The following is an 18529-nucleotide window of genomic DNA, read 5'->3' on the forward strand; positions in this document are numbered from 1 at the left end:
AGGAAAGCCAGTGACCGACGCTTCTCCCAGAGCGGCCCGTCGACCCGGTGAGCAGGCGCTCGCCGCGCTCGGCCTCGGCGCTCCCGCCCTGTCCCCCGCCGACGCCTCGCCGCACTCCTTCCCGGGCGGCGGCAAGTGGCGTACCGAGATCCCCTCGTGCGAGGGGCCCGAGGCGCTGGCCGTGGTCCTCAAGGAGTCCTCGCGGCTCGACGTGCCGATCCACCGGATCAGCCAGGGCAGCGGCATATGGATGCTGACCGACGCCGAGATCACCGAGATGGTCGACGCCACCGCCGAGCGTGACATCGAGCTGTGCCTCTTCACCGGTCCGCGCGGCACCTGGGACATCGGCGGCTCGACGCGTACGGACTCGCGGGGCGGCGGTACCAGAGCCCGTGGGCACGATGCGGTGGCGGGCTGTCTGGAAGACGCCGTACGCGCAACGGAGTTGGGCGTAAAGTGCCTCCTCGTGGCTGACGAGGGCGTGCTGTGGACTCTGCACAGGGCCCGTGTCGCCGGGCTCATCCCGGCCGACACCACGCTCAAGGTCTCGGCGCTCATCGGTCCGGTCAACCCGGCCGCGTACGCCGTGTACGAGCAGCTCGGCGGGGACTCGATCAACGTGCCCAGCGATCTCACGCTGGACCACCTGACCGAGATCCGCAGGGTCAGCGCCGCCCCCATGGACATGTACATCGAGGCTCCCGACGATCTCGGCGGCTACGTGCGCATGTACGAGGTCGCCGAGCTGATCCGGCGCGGCGCACCGCTGTATCTCAAGTTCGGCCTGTCCAAGGCTCCCGGGATCTACCCGTACGGCCACCACATGAGGGATCTGACGCTGTCCACGGCACGGGAGAGGGTGCGGCGCGGCCGGCTGGCCCTGGACCTGCTGGCGCGGCACGGGGCGGACGGCGACATGGCGCCGCTCGGCTCGCGGCTGCCGGGGACGCTCCGACGTTTCGACATTCCCTCATAACGTTCCGACTACACCCCCTTCACAAAAGACGACGCGGCCGAACACAATCCCACACACCTCCTCTCGGTCGTTCCGAGCTCCATCCTTTCAACAACTGAAGACCGAGCCTCCGTCAGAGCATCAAGGAAGATGATCATGCGCAATCGCAAGGCAGCCCTCACCGCCATAGCCGCGGCAGCCTCACTCGCCCTCACCCTCTCCGCCTGCGGGCAGGACAGTGACGGCGGCAGTGAGAGCGACAAGGGAGACGCGAAGGGGGGCACCGTCGGCATCGCCATGCCGACCAAGTCGTCCGAGCGCTGGATCGCCGACGGCGCCAACGTGGAGAAGAACCTCAAGGCGGCCGGCTACAAGACCAAGCTGGCCTACGGCGAGGACGACCCGGACACCCAGGTCTCGCAGATCGAAAACATGATCACGCAGGGCGTCAAGGCGCTGATCATCGCGGCGATCGACAACAAGTCGCTCGACAACGTGCTGCAGCAGGCCAAGGAAGCCGACATCCCGGTCATCTCCTACGACCGCCTGATCCTCAACTCGCCGAACGTCGACTACTACGCGTCGTTCGACAACGAGAAGGTCGGCGAGCTCCAGGGCGGCTACATCGTCGACAAGCTCGGCCTCAAGGACGGCTCCAAGAAGGGCCCGTTCAACGTCGAGCTCTTCGCCGGCTCGAACGACGACAACAACACCCAGTACTTCTTCAAGGGCGCGATGAACGCCCTGCAGCCGTACATCGACAAGAAGCAGATCGTCATCAAGTCGGGCCAGACGAAGCTCAACCAGGTGACCACCCTGCGCTGGGACGGCGGCACCGCCCAGAAGCGCATGGACGACCTGCTCACCTCGGCGTACAAGAGCGCCAAGGTCGACGCGGTGCTCTCGCCCTACGACGGCATCTCCATCGGCATCCTGTCCGCGCTGAAGTCGGACGACTACGGCTCCAAGAGCAAGCCGCTGCCGATCGTCACGGGCCAGGACGCCGAGGTCGCCTCGGTCAAGTCGATCATCGCCGACCAGCAGACGCAGACGGTCTACAAGGACACCCGCAAGCTCGCCGAGGTCGCCGCCAACATGGTCGACTCCGTGCTGCAGGACAAGAAGCCCGAGACGAACGACACGAAGACGTACGACAACGGCGCGAAGGTCGTTCCCGCGTACCTGCTGGACCCGGTCAACGTCGACAAGTCCAACTACAAGGAAGTTGTCGTCGACTCGGGCTACATCAAGGAAAGCGACCTCAAGTAACAACCGCCGTTCTCTAGGGATTGGAAGGCACGACCATGGCGGGACCCGTCCTGGAAATGCGCTCGATCGTCAAGACCTTTCCCGGCGTCAAGGCGCTGTCGGACGTCTCCCTGAGCGTCCGGCCGGGCGAGGTCCACGCCATCTGCGGGGAGAACGGCGCCGGGAAGTCGACCCTCATGAAGGTCCTCTCCGGCGTCCACCCGCACGGGACCTACGAGGGCGACATCCTCTTCGAGGGTGAGTCCTGCAGGTTCAAGGACATCAGGGCGAGCGAGCAGCACGGCATTGTGATCATCCACCAGGAGCTCGCCCTGGTGCCCTACCTCTCCATCGCGGAGAACATCTTTCTCGGCAACGAGCACGCCACGCGCGGGTTCATCAGCTGGACCGAGACGCTGAGGCACGCGACCGAACTGCTGCGGCGGGTCGGGCTCGACGAGCACCCCGACACCCGTGTCGCCGACATCGGTGTGGGCAAGCAGCAGCTCGTCGAGATCGCGAAGGCGCTGTCGAAGAAGGTGAAGCTGCTGATCCTCGACGAGCCGACGGCGGCTCTGAACGACGAGGACAGCGGCAAGCTCCTGGAGCTCATCCTGGGCCTCAAGGACCAGGGCATCACCTCGATCATCATCTCGCACAAGCTCAACGAGATCGAGACGGTCGCGGACTCGGTGACCATCCTGCGCGACGGGCGGTCCATCGAGACCCTCGACGTGAAGGCCGCGGAGACCACCGAGGACCGGATCATCAGCGGCATGGTCGGACGCGACCTCGACCACCGCTTCCCCGAGCGCACCCCGCACGAACCCGAGGTGGGCGCGGCGCCGGCCCTGGAGATCCGCAACTGGACCGTGCACCACCCGATCGACCAGCAGCGCAAGGTCGTCGACGACGTGTCGATCCAGGTGCGCCGCGGGGAGATCGTCGGTATCGCCGGGCTGATGGGCGCCGGGCGCACCGAGCTGGCGATGAGCGTCTTCGGGCGCACCTACGGCCGGTACGCGGGCGGCACCGTCTTCAAGGACGGCAAGGAGATCCGTACGAAGACGGTGTCCGACGCGGTCAAGCACGGCATCGCGTACGTGACCGAGGACCGCAAGCACTTCGGTCTGAACCTCATCGACACCATCAACCGGAACATCTCGCTCAGCGCGCTGGGCAAGGTCGCCAAGGGCGGTGTGGTCGACGAGCACCAGGAGCGGCAGGTCTCCGAGGGCTTCCGCAAGTCGATGAACATCAAGGCGCCGACCGTCTTCGAACCGGTGGGCAAGCTGTCGGGCGGCAACCAGCAGAAGGTCGTCCTCAGCAAGTGGATCTTCGCGGGTCCCGATGTGCTGATCCTGGACGAGCCGACCCGCGGTATCGACGTGGGCGCCAAGTTCGAGATCTACACGGTCATCGACAAACTGGCCGCCGAGGGCAAGGCGGTCGTCTTCATCTCCTCCGAGCTGCCCGAACTGCTCGGCATGTGCGACCGCATCTACACCATGTCCGCCGGACGGCTGACCGGTGAGGTCCAGCGGGCCGAGGCCACGCAGGAAGTGCTGATGCGCCAGATGACGAAGGACAAGAGGTAACACCGATGAGCACGAATGTGACCGCCAAGTCCCCCGCGCCGGCCCCCGCCGGCAAGGGCGGCTCGACAGGCGGCGGCGACGGCCTCCTGCAGCTGATGATGGACGGCATGCGCCGCAACATGCGGCAGTACGGCATGCTGATCGCGCTGGGCCTGATCGTGGTGCTGTTCGCGGTGTGGACGGACGGCGACCTGCTGCTGCCGCGCAACGTCTCCAACCTGGTGCTGCAGAACAGCTACATCCTGATCCTCGCGATCGGCATGATGCTCGTCATCATCGCGGGCCACATCGACCTGTCGGTCGGCTCGCTCACCGCCTTCGTGGGCGCGGTGGCGGCCGTACTGATGGTCAAGCACGACGTCGACTGGCCGATCGCCGTGGTGCTGTGCCTGCTCCTGGGCGCCGCCGCGGGAGCCGCGCAAGGCTTCTTCATCGCGTATCTGGGCATACCCTCGTTCATCGTCACCCTCGCGGGCATGCTGACCTTCCGCGGCCTCACCGAGATCTTCCTGGAGGGCCAGACGCTCGGCCCGTTCCCCGAGGGTCTGCAGAAGGTCTCCAACGGCTTCCTGCCCGAGGTCGGCCCGGACACCAACTACCACAACCTCACGCTGCTGCTCGGCTTCGCCGTGATCGCTTTCATCGTGCTGCAGGAGTTCCGTGACCGCAGGCGGCAGCAGGAGTTCGCGCTCGACGTGCCGCCCTTCAAGCTGTTCCTGCTGAAGATCGTGGCCCTGTCCGCCGCGGTCCTCACGGTGACGATGATGCTCGCCAGCTACAAGGGCGCCCCGGTCGTGCTGATCATCCTCGGCGTCCTCGTCGTCGGCTTCGGCTATGTGATGCGCAACGCCGTCATCGGCCGCCACATCTACGCCATCGGCGGCAACCTGCCCGCGGCGAAGCTGTCCGGTGTGCGGGACAAGAAGGTCACCTTCCTGGTCTTCCTCAACATGGGCATGCTCGCGGCGCTGGCCGGTCTGGTCTTCGCGGCCCGCTTCAACGCGGCCTCGCCGAAGGCCGGTGTGAACTTCGAGCTGGAGGCGATCGCGGCCTCGTTCATCGGCGGCGCGTCGATGAGCGGTGGCGTGGGCACGGTCCTCGGCGCGATCATCGGCGGTGTCGTCCTCGGTGTGCTCAACAACGGCATGAACCTCGTCGGCGTCGGCAGCGACTGGCAGCAGGTCATCAAGGGCCTGGTGCTGCTCGCGGCGGTCGGCTTCGACGTCTGGAACAAGCGCAAGGTCGGCTCGTAACGTGCCGGTGGGGCCCCGTGGACTACGGTCCACGGGGCCCCATTTTGCTTTGTGCGCGTCAGGAACCACTTGGCGTCTCGACGTCTCGGGAAGACAGGAACCGGTGAACGAACGGGTGGAAGAACTGGTGAAGGAACCCTTCGGCGAACTCGCCGACGGCACGGAGGTCCACCGCTGGTCGCTGGAGAACGGCGGCACCCGGCTGAAAGTCCTGTCGTACGGCGGCATCGTCCAGTCCCTGGAACTCCCCGACGGCCGCGGCGGACACACCAACGTCTCGCTCGGCTTCGACACCGTCGAGGCGTACGAGACGTCCAGCCCGTACTTCGGCGCGATCATCGGCCGGTACGGCAACCGCATCGCCAAGGGCCGGTTCAGCCTCGACGGCGAGGACCACGAGCTGCCCGTCAACGACGGCGGCCACAACCTGCACGGCGGGCCCGAGGGATTCGACCGGCGGGTCTGGGACGTGACGGGGTTCGCCTCCGGCGGCGACGTGGGCCTGGTCCTGCGGCGCACCAGCCCCGACGGCGAGATGGGCTACCCCGGCACGCTCACCGTGCGGGTCACCTACACCCTCACCGCCCGCGGCGACTGGCGCGTCGACTACGAGGCGACCACCGACCGGGCCACGGTCGTCAACCTCACCAACCACGTGTACTGGAACCTGGCCGGCGAGGACGGCGGCTCCGTCCACGACCATGTGCTGCTGGTCGCCGCGTCCCGCTACACACCGGTGGACGCCGGCCTCGTCCCCACCGGCGAGCTCGCCGAGGTCGCGGGCACCCCCTTCGACTTCCGTACGCCCAAGACGCTCGGGGCGGACCTGCGGCGCGACGACCCACAACTGCTGTATGCCCGGGGCATCGACCACAACATGGTCCTGGACAAGGGCCTGACGGAGCGGCCCGAGCACATCGCCCACCTGCGGGAGCCGGTCTCCGGGCGCACCCTGAGGATCGCGACGACCGAGCCCGGGGTGCAGCTCTACACCGGTAACTTCCTGGACGGCACACTCGTCGGAACCGGCGGGCGGGCCTACCGGCAGGGCGACGCGGTGTGTCTGGAGACCCAGCACTTTCCCGACTCGCCGAACCGTCCCGAGTTCCCCTCGACCGTGCTCAGGCCGGGTGGGACGTACCGCTCGACGACGGTCCATTCGTTCAACATGTGACCACTCTCCACAGGTGGTTCACAATTTCCACATCGGTTCACAGTCGTTGAACAGGGACACACAGGCGCACGTACTTAGGAGCGGCCCGGGTATCCCCGCTCGGGCCGCCGCCCGCGTACCCGCTCGGGCCGCCCCTCAAGGACGGAGGGTCCATGGCCGACAATGTCACCTCGCTGTTCCGCACCGGCGCGCACAGCCCCTCGATGGCCGCGCTGGCACGCGAGAGCGGGGAGGCGGGTCCGGTGGACTTCTGCATCCCGTGCAATCCGTACTTTCCCTCGCCCCGGATGATGGACGAGCTGACCAACCGGCTGCGCGACATCATCACGTACTACCCGAGCAGCGCCGACACCATCACCGCCGAGCTGTGCAATCTGCTGCAACTTCCCCCGCAGTGCGTGGCGATGGGCAACGGCTCAACCGAACTCATCACCTGGATCGACCACTTGCTGGTCCGTGAGTCGCTCGCCATCCCCGTCCCCACCTTCGGCCGCTGGACCGACCAGCCGCTGGAGACCGGCAAGCGCGTCGACATGTTCCCGCTCCAGGAGAGCAACGGCTTCGCGCTCGACCCGGCGCAGTACATCCAGTTCATCCGCTCCCGGGGCACCCGGGCGGCCGTCATCTGCAACCCGAACAACCCCGACGGCGGCTTCCTGCCCAAGCAGACGATCCTGGCCTTCTGCGACGCGCTCGCCGACCTCGACCTGATCGTCATCGACGAGTCGTTCCTGGAGTTCGCCGACGCGGAGAACGAGCCGAGCATCGTCGAGGAGGCGGTGATGCGCCCCAACGTCATCGTGCTGCGCAGCCTCGGCAAGAACTTCGGTCTGCACGGCGTGCGGTTCGGCTACATGGTGGCCAACCCGGGCCTGGCGGGCCGCATCCGCTCGATGCTGCCGAAGTGGAACCTGAACGCCTTCGCGGAGACCGTGGTCTTCATGCTCAAGGACTACGGGGCCGAGTACGCGGAGAGCCTGCACATGGTGCGCCGGGACCGGCTCGACATGGCGCGTCAGCTCTCCATGCTGCCCGGCCTCACCGTCTACCCCTCGCAGGGCAACTTCCTCTTCGTACGCCTGCCCGTGGGCGCCGAGGGCACCGTGGTCCGCGACCGGCTGCTCACCGAGCACCGGATCCTGGTCCGCGAGTGCGGCAACAAGATCGGCTCGTCGAGCCGCTTCGTACGGCTCGTGGTACGCCCGCAGGAGGACGTACGGCGGCTGGTGGTCGGCCTGGAGTCGGTGCTCTACGGGACCAGCACCAGGCGGGGAGCCGCCGTGTCCGAACTGAACCAGGGGGCCGGTTACAGCTCGGGTACGGCGGCGGTCGACCGGCTCGTCGGCTCGACCAACGGGCAGGGCTATCCGGGGCTGGCGGGCGCGGCGAACGGGATGGTGCAGCAGCCCCAGCCACCGCAGATCCCGCAACAGCCGCAACAGCCCGCGCAACTGCCGCAACAGCCCCAGCAGCCGGCGCGGTTGCCGCAGCAGCCCCCGCAGCCCCAGCCGCTGGTCGCCGCGGCGAACGGGATGGTCGGGCAGCCTCAGCCGTTGACGGCGGCGCAGACGCGGGGCACCACGGGGATGCCCGGGGGGCTGACCGCGGTCGCCGCCCCGGGTCAGCCGCAGGGGTTCCCGCAACAGGGCTTCCCGCAGCAGGGGTTCCCCCAGCAGCCCGAGGCGATGCCGCAGCCTCAGCCGGTACCCCAGCAGCAGCCCGGCGGCTGGCCGAACACACCGGGTGCGTCCAACGGAGCGGGGTGGCCCGCGGCCGGCGGGGTCAACCGGGTCGGCTGACGGCGAACGCCCCCTTCACCCCCGCCCGCCACGGCTGAGCACGCGCATGCCGCACGCGTCCACGACCCGCACCTGGAGCGAGCCGCAGGCGCACCGGGTCCAGACCGTGTGGCCGGCCGCCGTACCGTGCCGGGACACCACCTGGAACGGCTCGGCACCGTCCGGCCACCCGCAGTGGGGGCACGCCTCACCCTGTGCGCCGTTCATCCGGGGCCTCCTCACGCCGTGGGACCGAGTGCGGGTGCGAGGGGCTGCTCGCGCAGTTCCCTCGCCCCTCAAGGGCACCTCCAGGGTGCGACCCGACGACCGTGCACGTCCAGGTTGACTTTCCGGACGTGACCCTTAAGCCTGGGCTTCATGATTGACCTGCGCCGGCTCCATGTCCTGCGGGCCGTCGAGCACTACGGCACCGTCACCGCCGCCGCCCGAGCCCTGCACCTGACGACCTCGGCCGCCTCCCAGCAGGTCCGCCAGCTCGCCCGTGAACTGGGCGTCGTCCTGCTGGAACCGCAGGGCCGCGGCGTACGGCTGACCCCCGCCGCGCGCAGTCTGATCACGCACGCCGACGCGATCCAGGCCCGCTGGGACCAGGCGGAGCTGGACCTGCGGTCGGACCACGACGATCCCGCCGGACTGCTGCGGGTCACCGGCTTCCCGATCGCCGTCTCGGTGCTGATCGCCCCGATGGCGGCCCGGCTGCGCGACCGCCACCCCCGCCTCTCCGTCCGAATCCAGGAGGCGGTCGTACCCGAGAGCTTCAACCTGCTCTTCGAGGGCGGGGCCGATCTCGCGGTCGTCGAGGCGACCCCGCGCAACCCCCCGATCAGCGACGCCCGGTTCGACCAGCAGCCGCTGCTGGACGACCCGTTCGACCTGGTCGTACCCGACACGCACCGGCTGGCGGGACGCGGGCTGACGGACCTCGCGGAGGCCGCCCGCGAGGAATGGATCGCGCCGTCCGAGGAGAACCCCTGCCGCACACAGGTGCTGTCCGCGTGCGGTGCGGCCGGATTCACCCCCGACATCGTCCACCAGGCCTGGGACTGGAACGTGACGGCCCACCTCGTCGCGCACGGCCTCGGGGTCGCGCTCATCCCGCGGCTCGCCCATCTGACCCCCCACCTGCCCATCACCCGCGTCCGCTGCACGGGCGACCCGCACCGCAAACTGCTCACCTGCACCCGCGCCGGGGGCCACGAGCGCCCCGCTGTCGCGGCGGCCCTGGCCGAACTCCGGGAACTGGCGCCCACAGCGGTGGCGTGACCGTCACAGAGGGGGCGCATTAGGCTCTGTCGGACCGTGGCGGGCGGGGCAGGGAAGGTGCGTGAGCGCGGTGGAGGTGGCGGGACACGGGGAGGACGTCGACGAACTGCTGCGGCTCGTGCGGCGCCGGGGCACCCCGGCGGAGGTGCTGGACTGGCTCGGCCGCCGGACCGGGGCGCACGTCGCGTGGATCGGCCGCGAGGGCACGGTCGAGGCGGCCACGGACGGCTTCCCCCGGCGGATCGCGGACGCGCTGACGGAACAGGTGGAACGGCTGGCCGGCGGACGGCTGGCCGCGGCCACCACCCGCGTCGCCGGGCGTGAGGTACGCCTGGAGGCCTTCGGCGGACGCGAGCCGCGCCCGGTGCTGGTGACGGTCAGCGCGTCGCCGCTGCCGCGGGAGGCCGCCGCGCTGGCCTCGCAGGCCGGCGGCATCGTCGAGCTGCTGAGCAGGGCGTCGGACGCCGACGGCGGCACGCGGGGGTACGAGGCGAAGGCGGCGCAGTTGCGGTTCGCGGTGCTGACCGCGCTGCTGGCCGGGGACGTCACCATGGCACGGCGGATGACCACGGGCGACGTACCGCCGCTGCTGAACGCGGAGCGCGTACGGGTCCACATCCTGCACTGCCCGCCCGACGACCGCGACCGGCTGACCCGGACGTATCTGGACCCGTCGGGCTATCACGGCCCGGGCTTGATGGTGAACTGCCCTGTTTTCAAGGAGCAGTTGATCTGCCCCATGGCCGAGGACCCGGAGCTGGGCGGCCGGTTCAGGCAGGGCGAGGTGCTGCGGCGGCTCGTCGCGGAGAACGAGGGGTACGCGCTGGGCGTCAGCAGGCCGCATCCGCTCGCCGCCACGGGCGAGGCCTACGGAGAGGCCGTGCACGCCCTGGCCGTCGCCCGCAACTCCCCCGGCCGGCTGGCCGCCTACCGGGGCCGGCCCTCGCTGGTGCACGTGCTGCCCCGCCGGGCGGCCCTCGCCTGGGCGCGCGCCTACCTGGAGCCGTTGCAGGCCCTTCCCAAGCCCACGGTGGACGTCGTCCGGCTGGCCGTGACGTTCTCCCGGTCCGGTGTGGCCCGTCTGCTGCACCTCAGCCGCACCACCGTCACGGCCCACTGCCGCCGGGCGGAGGAGGCGCTGGGCGTCGACCTCGGCGACGTCCGCACCCGGGCCACGCTCGACCTGGCCCTCTCCCTCACGGCGCTCCAGCCCGACCCCGCCGACCCCGCCCAGACCGACGCGGTCCAGCTGGTCGCGCCCCGGCTCGGGGAACTCCTGCGCGCCTCCCCCGCCACCACGTGGGCGGAGATCTTCCTGCACCCGTTGCGCGACGCCCGGCACCGCGATCTGTGTCTCACCGTGGAGGCCTGGATCGACGCCAACACCGACGCCCAGCGGACGGCCGCGCGGGTGGGCCTGAGCCGCAACACGGTCCGCGCCCATCTGCGCGCCGCCGAACGCCTCCTCAACCGCGATCTGCTGACCACCGGCTCGGGCGTCCACGACCTCGTGCACGCTCTGCGCGCGACGGGTGGACAGCGTGCACACCCACCGGCCGGATCTGCGCGGCGTGCACGGTGGTCGTCGGCGGACGTCGCCTCATAACGTGCACAGTGCGCGGCGAATGGCCCACGGGGGAGGTCATTCGCCGCGGTCGCGTTCCCACGCGGGGCACTGGCGTGTTGCGGAGCCGGCTTCACCTGGGCAGCGCGGGCCCGGTGGGGCCGGTCAGGCAGTTCCCCGCACCCCTCCAGGCGCGGACCGGTGCGGGCCGGGGACTCTCCGCCTCCCTCGCCCTCTCCCTGCGGTGGGCGCGGATCGAGTAGGTCAGCGCCGCGGCCCACAGCCATACCGAGGCTGTCGTACACCAACCGGGCGCCCAGGCCCGCCAGGGCGAGCAGTACCAGCGTGCGCATCGTGTCCGTGTCCGTCCCGTTCGTGTCGCCAGGTCCCTCCGGAAAGCGCCTGCCAGAGACGGAGGGGACGGACGGGACGCCAGGTGCCCGAACTGAGGATTGCCCGGGCACGGGATGAGGACGGCGCACAGGTGGGGCGGATCATGACCGCCGAGGGCGCGGGGTCAAGCCGGGCGGACCGCCTGGAACGTCCCCGCCGCGGTGAAGGCGTCGGTGATGGGTGCGAGGAGTGCGGCGAGGCGGCGGGCGCCCGCGTCGCCGATCGGCGCCCACAGCGCGGCGCAGTGCGCGTCCGTCTCCGCCTCGATCCGCTCGCGGGCCGCGGCGCCGGCGTCGGTGAGGCCGAGGGTGCGGGCGAGGGGGACGTCGGCGTCCGTGTCCGTGGCCCGGGAGTCGAGCCAGCCGCGGGCCACGAGACGAGCCGTCGCCGCGGCCCACTCCTCGTCGTTCCACCGACGGGTCGTGCGCACGAGAGCTGCCGGCGGGCCGCCCGCCGCGGTGTGCAGCACCAGGCAGTCGCACGGCCCGACGCCGTTGTCCGCGAGCACGACGAGGTGGGCGTCGCCGCGCCACTCGCGTACCACCGTGATCTGCTGCCACAGCGCGACGAGCGGATCGGCGGGCAGCGCGACCGACGCGTTCGCGGCGGCGAGCGGTTTGCCCGCGTGGTCGGCGGCGGCCACGACCGGGTCGATCAGCGAGCGCGCCTCGGCGAGCCGGTCGGCCGGCATACGTACACCCACCCGCCGCATCGCCCGGCCGACGGCCCGGAAGCGGGCGGCCTGCCACCGCGCGGGCGACGCGGCGTCCCACACGCCGTCCATGGCCCGGACCGCCCGGGGACTGAAGTTGTAGAAGGCCGCGAGCGTGACCTGCCACGGGACCGCGCCCATCGCGGCCGACCGGAACGCCAGGTACACCGGCCCGCGGTCGGTCACGCCGAACTCGGCCGCCTCCTGGGCCCCTTCGGGGACGAGGTAGGTGAACAGATGCGCCGCACTGACGGCTCGGCCGACTTCGCGGACGGTGTCGAGGCCCATCACGGGCACCTCTCCTGGGAGGTGGGGCGGCGCCATCAGGCGGTGGTCTCTGCGGTGGCGGTCAGGACCGCGCGGCCGAGGATGTGACCGGCCATGGTGAAGCCGAGGACGGCCGGGGTGGCGTCGGCCGGGACGCCGATGGCGGCGGTGTCCAGGGCGTGCACCACGACGAAGTAGCGGTGCGGGCCGTGACCGGCCGGCGGGGCGGCGCCTATGTAGCGGGCCGCCCGGGCGTCGTTGGGCAGCTGGTACGCCCCCTCGGGCAGACCCGAGCCCGTGTCGTCGCCTGCCCCCTCGGGCAGTTGGGTGACCGTGGCGGGGATGTCGGCCACCGCCCAGTGCCAGAACCCGGAGCCGGTGGGGGCGTCGGGGTCGTACACGGTGACGGCGTAGCTCCGGGTGCCCGCCGGGGCGCCGCTCCAGGACAGCTGCGGGGAGACGTCCTTCCCGCCGGGCAGGCCGGTGGCGTGCTGCTCGGGCGGCCAGGCGGCTCCGTCGGCGACGGTGGTGCTGGTGACGGTGAAGGAGGGGACCTCGGGGAGGCGGGCGAAGGGGTCGTTGACGGTCACGTGAGGGTCCTTTCGGGGCTGTGCGAGGGGTTGTTGGCTGTGACTGTGCGCCAGGAGGCGGCACGCGGCGCGAGATGGCGGTGCGATGGCGGTGCGATCCGCGTCAGAATCGACAGTAACACCGATAATCGATTATCTGTGAAATCGTCTATGCTGGAGCCATGACTGACACACCGCCCCGTCCTCCCGCCCCCACCGGGAAGCAGATGCTCTCCGAGCAGATCTACGAGCGGCTGCGGGACGCGGTCATGCGGGGGGACTTCGCCCCGGGGGACGCCCTCAAGCCGCAGGATCTCGCCAAGGCGGAGGGAGTGAGCCTGGCCGTCACGCGGGAAGCGCTGGTGCGGCTGGTCGGGGAGGGGCTGGCCGACCGGCTGCCGAACCGCGGATTCGCGGTCCCGTCCTTCTCGGACCGCCGCTGGCAGGAGATCGCGGAGGCGCGCAGGACCATCGAACCGGTCGTGCTGCGCATGTCCGTGGAGCGCGGCGACCTCGACTGGGAGGCCCGTGTGCGGGCGGCCCACCATCGGCTGGCGCGCACCCCGGCGTTCGCGCCGGAGGAGGGCGAGTACTACACCGCCGCCTGGGCCGAGGCCCACCGGGCCTTCCACCGCACGCTGCTGGAGGGGTGCGGCAACCCCACGCTGCTGGAGACCTTCGACCGGCTGTGGACCGCGAGCGAGCTGGCCCGCCGCTGGTCGGCGCACCGCACTCCGGGACGGGACGGCGCGAAGGAGCACCGCAGGCTGGAGGAGGCGGCACTGGCCCGCGACGCCGACACCGCGGCGGCGGTCCTGGTCGAGCACCTCACCATGACGGCCGCCGCGCTGACCGACGGTTCAGGTCGGGCGGGCTGAGCCCCGCCCGGGATCGGGCGGGGCGCGCCGACGGCCGGCCGGCCAGCCGGCCGACTGGCCGGTCGGCCGGCCGGCTCTCGGTAGCCGGCAGCCGGCAGCCGTGAACTGTCAGCCGGCGAAGGCCGGTTGGGGCAGGCCCTGTCCCGCGCCGGGGACGACCAGCAGCGAGCCCGCGAGCGGGTGCGGTGCCTCCAGGCCCGTACGGGCTGTCGTGATGTACAGGTCGGTCAGGCCGGCGCCGCCGAACGCGCAGGCCGTGGGGCGCGGTACGGGGAGTTCCACGACGCGGTCCAGCGCGCCGGACGGGGTGTAGCGGCGGATGGCGCCGCCGTCCCAGAAGGCGACCCAGACGCAGCCCTCGGCGTCGACGGTGAGCCCGTCGGGGTAGCCGTCGCCCTCCTCGATGGCGACCAACTGGCGCCTGCCGGTGGCCCGTTGCCCGTCGAAGTCGAAGACGTCGACCCGTCGGGTCGGGGTGTCGATGTAGTACATGAGGCGGCCGTCGGGGCTCCAGCCCGTGCCGTTGCTCACCGTCACGTCGTCCAGGACGATCTCGGCCGAGCCGTCCGGGGCGACCCGGGAGAGCGTGCCGCCGCCCGCTGCCTCGTCGTAGCGCATGGTGCCCGCCCACAGGGCGCCGTCGGGCGCGACCGCCGCGTCGTTGGCACGCCGGCCGGGCACGATCTCTCGACGCAGCCACCGGAATTCCTGCGGGCCCCCGGCAGGGCGGCCCCCGGCAGGATCTCCGGCGGGGTCGGCGGCGGAGGTTCCGGCGGGGCTCCCCGCCGCGTCCGTGACGGAGTCCGGCCCGTACAGGCCGATTCCGTCGCGGAGGTTGACGACCAGACCGCCGCCCACCCGGGGCTTGGCGGCCCCCACGTGCTGCTCGGTGGCCAGTACCGTGCGCCGGCCGGAGACCGGGTCGTACGTGAACACCCGGGACCCGAGGATGTCGATCCAGATCAGCCGACCGGCGTCGGCGTCCCAGGTGGGGCCTTCCCCGAGGGCCGCCTCCGCCCGGACCGCCACCTCGTACGCGTGCGTACGCGCCGTCCGGCGCCTCACGCGACGCCCCGGTGTCCGAGTCGCTCCGACAGCTCGGCCGCGCCCTTCGCGGCCAGCCCCTCCAGCTCGGCCTTGCGGTCCTCGCTCCAGCGGATCATCGGCACGGAGATGGACAGCGCCGCCACGACCTGGCCCGTACGGTCGCGCACCGGCGCCGCGATGCAGCTGACGTCGGGGTTCGACTCCCGGCTCTCCACCGCGATGCCGCGCGCGCGGATCTCGACGAGGGCCTCGCGCAGGGCACCCGGGTCGGTGATGCTGTTCGGCGTCATCCGGATCAGGTCGGCGTCGTCGGGGATCCGCGAGGTCAGCTCGGGCTCGGACAGCGAGGCGAGCAGCATCTTGCCCACGGAGGTGCAGTGCGCGGGGAGGCGGCGGCCGGCGGCGGACACCATGCGCACGGCGTGCGTGGAGTCGACCTTGGCGATGTAGATGACGTCCGTACCCTCCAGGATCGCCACGTGCACGGTCTCGTCGCAGGTCTCCGCGACGGACCGGGCGACCTGCTGCCCCTCGGCGGCCAGGTCCAGCTGCTCGGAGTAGCGGCTGCCGAGCTGGTACGGCCGCACGCCGAGCCGGTAGCGTCCGGGCTGACCCGGTACGGGCGTGATGTACGAACGTGCGGCGAGTGTCGTCACCAGTTCGTGCACCGTGGTGCGCGGCAACTGCAGCCGGCGCACGATGTCGGGGGCGGAGAGCGTGCCGTCCCCGTCGAGGAAGAGCTCAAGTATGTCGAGAGCCCTGGTTACGGCAGGTACGAGGCGTCCCACAACTGGCCCCCTCCCTTATGTTCGAAATTTCAACAGCCGATCGGCATAGCGAACACAGGCTACTCACACGGGTTGCACCGGGCAATGGGCGCGCGCGACCGGGGGCGGGGGCTGCCCCGCGCCCCTTCTCCGGAGCGCCACCGGTGGACTGCCGCAAACGGGTGGGCGGGTGGGAAGGAAAGGTCGGTTCAGCGGCGGGTGCGGGGGTCGCCCAGTTCACCCCGGAGACGCTGCGCCCTGAGCACCAGCTCCAGTTCGAAGCGCCGGTCGGGGTCATCGACCTCGTCCCCCCACAGCTCCCTGATCTGCCGAAGGCGATACCGTACGGTCTGCGGATGCACCCCCAGGCGCGCGGCCACCTCGGGAGCCCCGCCCCGCGTCTCCAGCCAGGCCAGCATCGTCTCGGCGAGCCGCCGCCCGTGCGTGGGACCGCAGTGGGCGAGCGGCTCCAGACAGCGCAGCGCCAGGTCGTCGATCAGCTCCTCCGGTTGCAGCAGCACCAGCGCCTCGGTGTGCTGCGTGCAGTACAGCACCTCCCCCGCGGGCAGCAGCCCGCGCTCCATCAGCCGTACCGCCGCCTCCGCCCAGCGCAGCGACTTCGCCGCGTCGCGCAGCGGCACGGGCGGGCCGATCGCGCCGGCCCAGCCGGTCAGCGCCCGGTGCAGCAGTTCGGGCCGCCCGGCGGCGTCGGGCTCGGGCACGACCATGCGGGGCTGCTCGTACTCCATGTCCAGCAGCACACCCTGGCTCACGGCGGGGGCGACGGCCTCCCGGGCGGGCCGCAGCAGGACGCCGACCGCGACCCTGCCGGGCAGCGGCCAGCCGATCCGCGCGGCCCGTTCGGCCAGCGCCTCGGCCGGATCACCGCGATGGTGCTCGGCGAGCAGCAGCTCCATCAGCCGGCGCTGCAGCCTCAGGCGTTCCCCGGCCTGCCGGGCGGCGGCCTCGGCGTAACCGCGTACGGACTGGTCGACCAGCCCGTCCAGGTACTCGTATCCGGCGTCGACCAGTTCGTACATCGCGGGCGGCGGGATCTCCACCCGCGTCCCGATCTCGGCGAAACGGCGCCAGGCGAGCCGTACACCGAGCCGGTAGATCGCCTGGAGCGAGTCGAGGCTGCGGCCGTTGAGCCCCTCGCCGCGGCCGAACTCCTGGAACACCTCGGGGTGCACGCGGGGCCGGCCCTCGGCGGTCTCCAGGTGCTGGACGAACACCTCGATGGCCCGGCGGATCCCGACCAGCGCCATCGGTTCGCCGGAGTCGTCGAGCACCACGGGCAGATGGGGATACTCGTGCTGTATCTCCTGGAGGATCTGCTCGGCCAGCGCGGGTGCCTCGGCCAGCGCGAGCGCGGCGAACTGCCGCACCTGCAGGCGCGGTACGTCGTGCCAGGCCGAGCGCACGGTGACGGGTGCCGGGCGGAGAGCCATGGTCAGCGCTCCCGGCCGGCCGTCTCATAGGTGATGAGCGGTGTGTTCGGCTGCTCCGGGGTCGCCTCCAGCAGCACGACGAGTCCGAGGGCGGCGCCCACGGCGAGCACGGCGGCAACCGTCACGGTCAGCAGGACGGCGGGCAGTCTGGGCATCGCGGGTCAGCCTCTCTGTCGAAAGGTCACCCCCACCGCAGCGCTCCGCTGGGAACGCTGTCCGAAAATCCGGAATCCGCGGGCCGGTCGTGGCCGGCCGCGCAGTTCCCCGCGCCCCTGACGGGCGCGGCACATCTTCCGTCACCGGGCCCACCTCGTCCCGGCCGACGAGTCCCCGGTGCCGGCAAGTCCTCAGTGTCATCAACGCATTGACACTTCGTCAAGGGTGCGCCTACGGTTCCCGGCCCATACCGCACCTGCACCCTCCCCCACCGTGCCGGCACCTGTGCGTGCCGTGTCACCAAGAGCTCCTGGAGTGCCCGGATGCGCCGTACCGCCACACCCTTTTCGCTGATCGTCCTGGGTCTGGGCGTCTTCCTGCTCGTCCTCGCCCCGCTGCTCGCCCGGTACGTCGAACCACGGGCGCAGCGCACCCCCGTCGACACCGACCAGACGACCGTCTTCACCGGGACGGGCAGCTATTTCGACACCGACGAGATAGAAACCGTCCGCGACAAGAAGATCACCATCACCCGGCAGGTCCGCGGGGACGTCGCGGAGAGCGAGAGGAGCGGCCGGGCGGTGTGGGACGTGTCCACGTCCGTCGACACCGACAAGTCGCTGCCCGCGGCCGACCCGCACGACTCGCTCCAGTGGACCATCGAGCGCTGGGTGACCGACCGCAGGACGAACAAGCCGGTCCACTGCTGCGAGGAGAAGCCCTATTTCGAGGGCGAGGCGTACCTCAAGTTCCCCTTCGACGTGCAGAAACGCTCGTACATCTGGTGGGACAACACCCTCGGCTCGACGGTCACGCTGAAGTACCGGGGTGAGAAGCGGATCCAGGGGTACAAGGGTCTGCGGTTCACCGGGACCGTACCCGCCACCAAGACCGGCACCCGGCTCGTGCCGGGCACCCTCGTCGGGGTGGAGGACGCGGGCCAGGTGCTCGCCGAGGAGTGGTACTCCAACCACGGCGTCGAGCTGGTCGCCGACCAGCGCACGGGCCGGATCATCTACGCGGCGATCGGGCCCCGCAAGACGCTCAGGGCGCCCGGGACGAAGAAGGACGCCGTCGTCCTGCTCGACAGCAAGCGGATCGCGTTCACCCCCGAGACCCAGCAGAAGCAAGTGGATCTCGCCGAGACGGACAGCGGTCTGCTGCGCATGGTGGGGCACACGGTGCCGCTGGGAGCCGGAATTGCCGGTTTCCTCCTGGCCGTGGTGGGTGCCGTTCTGGTGGCACGAGGGCGTCCGCATCCCGATACGCCCGAGAGCTCCCAGCAGCCGCTCACAATGTGATGAGACGTCAGCTCCACAAAGCCCCGAAATTGTCACTTCGGTGAGTAGCCGCATCGGAGCAGCGGGCGAAAACTGTCCACCCCACCCGAACGCGACCCACCCGGACACGATTCACCCACCCCCACGGAACA

17 protein-coding genes are annotated in these 18529 nt (G+C 70.9%); 10 read left to right on the forward strand and 7 right to left on the reverse strand.

Going from position 1 to position 18529, the window contains the following annotated elements:
• Window positions 1-10: 10 nt before the first annotated feature.
• The 6 genes from K3769_RS11530 (at window position 11) to K3769_RS11555 (ending at window position 8030) form a co-directional block, all read left to right on the forward strand.
• Window positions 11-979 carry a hypothetical protein gene (locus K3769_RS11530; protein WP_267026346.1) on the forward strand — a complete coding sequence of 323 codons (969 nt, stop codon included), beginning with the start codon at window positions 11-13 and terminating at the stop codon, window positions 977-979.
• Between the two features lie 135 nt (window positions 980-1114).
• On the forward strand, window positions 1115-2227 hold the full coding sequence (gene chvE, locus K3769_RS11535; protein WP_267026347.1) for a multiple monosaccharide ABC transporter substrate-binding protein: 1113 nt from the start codon (window positions 1115-1117) through the stop codon (window positions 2225-2227).
• Window positions 2228-2262: 35 nt separating this feature from the next.
• Entirely contained in the window at window positions 2263-3804 is a 1542-nt protein-coding gene (gene mmsA, locus K3769_RS11540) for a multiple monosaccharide ABC transporter ATP-binding protein (RefSeq protein WP_267026348.1), read from the forward strand.
• Between the two features lie 5 nt (window positions 3805-3809).
• The gene (gene mmsB / locus K3769_RS11545) at window positions 3810-5057 is read left to right on the forward strand and encodes a multiple monosaccharide ABC transporter permease (protein ID WP_267026349.1); all 1248 of its coding nucleotides are present in this window, start codon (window positions 3810-3812) and stop codon (window positions 5055-5057) included.
• A gap of 103 nt (window positions 5058-5160) precedes the next feature.
• Window positions 5161-6231: an aldose epimerase family protein gene (locus tag K3769_RS11550; protein WP_372514915.1), complete on the forward strand. Its 1071-nt coding sequence runs from the start codon at window positions 5161-5163 to the stop codon at window positions 6229-6231.
• A 152-nt stretch (window positions 6232-6383) separates the two neighbouring features.
• Complete coding sequence (locus K3769_RS11555; protein WP_267026350.1) at window positions 6384-8030, forward strand: pyridoxal phosphate-dependent aminotransferase; 1647 nt, start codon at window positions 6384-6386, stop codon at window positions 8028-8030.
• A gap of 15 nt (window positions 8031-8045) precedes the next feature.
• On the opposite strand, the gene K3769_RS11560 is transcribed toward K3769_RS11555, so the two are convergent.
• Complete coding sequence (locus tag K3769_RS11560; RefSeq protein ID WP_267026351.1) at window positions 8046-8237, reverse strand: hypothetical protein; 192 nt, start codon at window positions 8235-8237, stop codon at window positions 8046-8048.
• Window positions 8238-8387: 150 nt separating this feature from the next.
• Here K3769_RS11560 and K3769_RS11565 point away from each other — a divergent pair, with 150 nt between their 5' ends.
• Together K3769_RS11565 and K3769_RS11570 are read left to right on the forward strand one after the other, a co-directional pair.
• Window positions 8388-9293, forward strand: a complete 906-nt coding sequence (locus K3769_RS11565) for a LysR family transcriptional regulator (protein WP_267026352.1) — start codon at window positions 8388-8390, stop codon at window positions 9291-9293.
• Window positions 9294-9354: 61 nt separating this feature from the next.
• The gene (locus K3769_RS11570; protein WP_267026353.1) at window positions 9355-10899 is read left to right on the forward strand and encodes a helix-turn-helix domain-containing protein; all 1545 of its coding nucleotides are present in this window, start codon (window positions 9355-9357) and stop codon (window positions 10897-10899) included.
• 475 nt (window positions 10900-11374) lie between these two features.
• Here the strand turns inward: K3769_RS11570 and K3769_RS11575 are convergent, their stop codons facing one another.
• Both K3769_RS11575 and K3769_RS11580 read right to left on the reverse strand, forming a co-directional pair.
• Complete coding sequence (locus K3769_RS11575) at window positions 11375-12250, reverse strand: SCO6745 family protein (RefSeq protein ID WP_267026354.1); 876 nt, start codon at window positions 12248-12250, stop codon at window positions 11375-11377.
• Between the two features lie 35 nt (window positions 12251-12285).
• Window positions 12286-12819 (reverse strand): YbhB/YbcL family Raf kinase inhibitor-like protein, encoded by a 534-nt coding sequence (locus tag K3769_RS11580; protein WP_267026355.1) that lies wholly within the window; start codon window positions 12817-12819, stop codon window positions 12286-12288.
• A 161-nt stretch (window positions 12820-12980) separates the two neighbouring features.
• Here K3769_RS11580 and K3769_RS11585 point away from each other — a divergent pair, with 161 nt between their 5' ends.
• Window positions 12981-13676: a GntR family transcriptional regulator gene (locus tag K3769_RS11585; protein ID WP_267026356.1), complete on the forward strand. Its 696-nt coding sequence runs from the start codon at window positions 12981-12983 to the stop codon at window positions 13674-13676.
• A 108-nt stretch (window positions 13677-13784) separates the two neighbouring features.
• Here K3769_RS11585 and K3769_RS11590 read toward each other — a convergent pair whose 3' ends face one another.
• The 4 genes from K3769_RS11590 to K3769_RS11605 all read right to left on the reverse strand — a co-directional run bounded on the left by K3769_RS11590 (window position 13785) and on the right by K3769_RS11605 (window position 17096).
• Window positions 13785-14741, reverse strand: a complete 957-nt coding sequence (locus K3769_RS11590) for an SMP-30/gluconolactonase/LRE family protein (RefSeq protein ID WP_267026357.1) — start codon at window positions 14739-14741, stop codon at window positions 13785-13787.
• Window positions 14738-15511: an IclR family transcriptional regulator gene (locus K3769_RS11595; protein WP_267026358.1), complete on the reverse strand. Its 774-nt coding sequence runs from the start codon at window positions 15509-15511 to the stop codon at window positions 14738-14740. The genes K3769_RS11590 and K3769_RS11595 overlap by 4 nt, the downstream gene beginning before the upstream one ends.
• A 188-nt stretch (window positions 15512-15699) precedes the next feature.
• Window positions 15700-16941, reverse strand: a complete 1242-nt coding sequence (locus K3769_RS11600) for a PucR-like N-terminal domain-containing protein (protein WP_267026359.1) — start codon at window positions 16939-16941, stop codon at window positions 15700-15702.
• Between the two features lie 2 nt (window positions 16942-16943).
• Window positions 16944-17096 carry a hypothetical protein gene (locus K3769_RS11605; protein ID WP_267026360.1) on the reverse strand — a complete coding sequence of 51 codons (153 nt, stop codon included), beginning with the start codon at window positions 17094-17096 and terminating at the stop codon, window positions 16944-16946.
• A gap of 324 nt (window positions 17097-17420) precedes the next feature.
• On the opposite strand from K3769_RS11605, the gene pgfA reads away from it, so the two are divergent.
• Entirely contained in the window at window positions 17421-18398 is a 978-nt protein-coding gene (gene pgfA / locus K3769_RS11610) for a cell envelope lipid trafficking protein PgfA (protein WP_267026361.1), read from the forward strand.
• Window positions 18399-18529: the final 131 nt, after the last annotated feature.

Origin of the sequence: Streptomyces ortus, from assembly GCF_026341275.1 — a bacterium.
Classification (GTDB): domain Bacteria; phylum Actinomycetota; class Actinomycetes; order Streptomycetales; family Streptomycetaceae; genus Streptomyces; species Streptomyces ortus.

What these genes read in the sequence shown, in the direction of transcription:
- K3769_RS11585 (WP_267026356.1), top strand. Translation starts at nt 12,981, where the DNA reads ATGACTGACACACCGCCCCGTCCTCCCGCCCCCACCGGGAAGCAGATG.
- mmsB (WP_267026349.1), top strand. Translation starts at nt 3,810, where the DNA reads ATGAGCACGAATGTGACCGCCAAGTCCCCCGCGCCGGCCCCCGCCGGC.
- pgfA (WP_267026361.1), top strand. Translation starts at nt 17,421, where the DNA reads ATGCGCCGTACCGCCACACCCTTTTCGCTGATCGTCCTGGGTCTGGGC.
- K3769_RS11560 (WP_267026351.1), bottom strand. Translation starts at nt 8,237, where the DNA reads ATGAACGGCGCACAGGGTGAGGCGTGCCCCCACTGCGGGTGGCCGGAC.
- K3769_RS11605 (WP_267026360.1), bottom strand. Translation starts at nt 17,096, where the DNA reads ATGCCCAGACTGCCCGCCGTCCTGCTGACCGTGACGGTTGCCGCCGTG.
- K3769_RS11555 (WP_267026350.1), top strand. Translation starts at nt 6,384, where the DNA reads ATGGCCGACAATGTCACCTCGCTGTTCCGCACCGGCGCGCACAGCCCC.
- mmsA (WP_267026348.1), top strand. Translation starts at nt 2,263, where the DNA reads ATGGCGGGACCCGTCCTGGAAATGCGCTCGATCGTCAAGACCTTTCCC.
- K3769_RS11565 (WP_267026352.1), top strand. Translation starts at nt 8,388, where the DNA reads ATGATTGACCTGCGCCGGCTCCATGTCCTGCGGGCCGTCGAGCACTAC.
- K3769_RS11600 (WP_267026359.1), bottom strand. Translation starts at nt 16,941, where the DNA reads ATGGCTCTCCGCCCGGCACCCGTCACCGTGCGCTCGGCCTGGCACGAC.
- K3769_RS11575 (WP_267026354.1), bottom strand. Translation starts at nt 12,250, where the DNA reads ATGGGCCTCGACACCGTCCGCGAAGTCGGCCGAGCCGTCAGTGCGGCG.
- chvE (WP_267026347.1), top strand. Translation starts at nt 1,115, where the DNA reads ATGCGCAATCGCAAGGCAGCCCTCACCGCCATAGCCGCGGCAGCCTCA.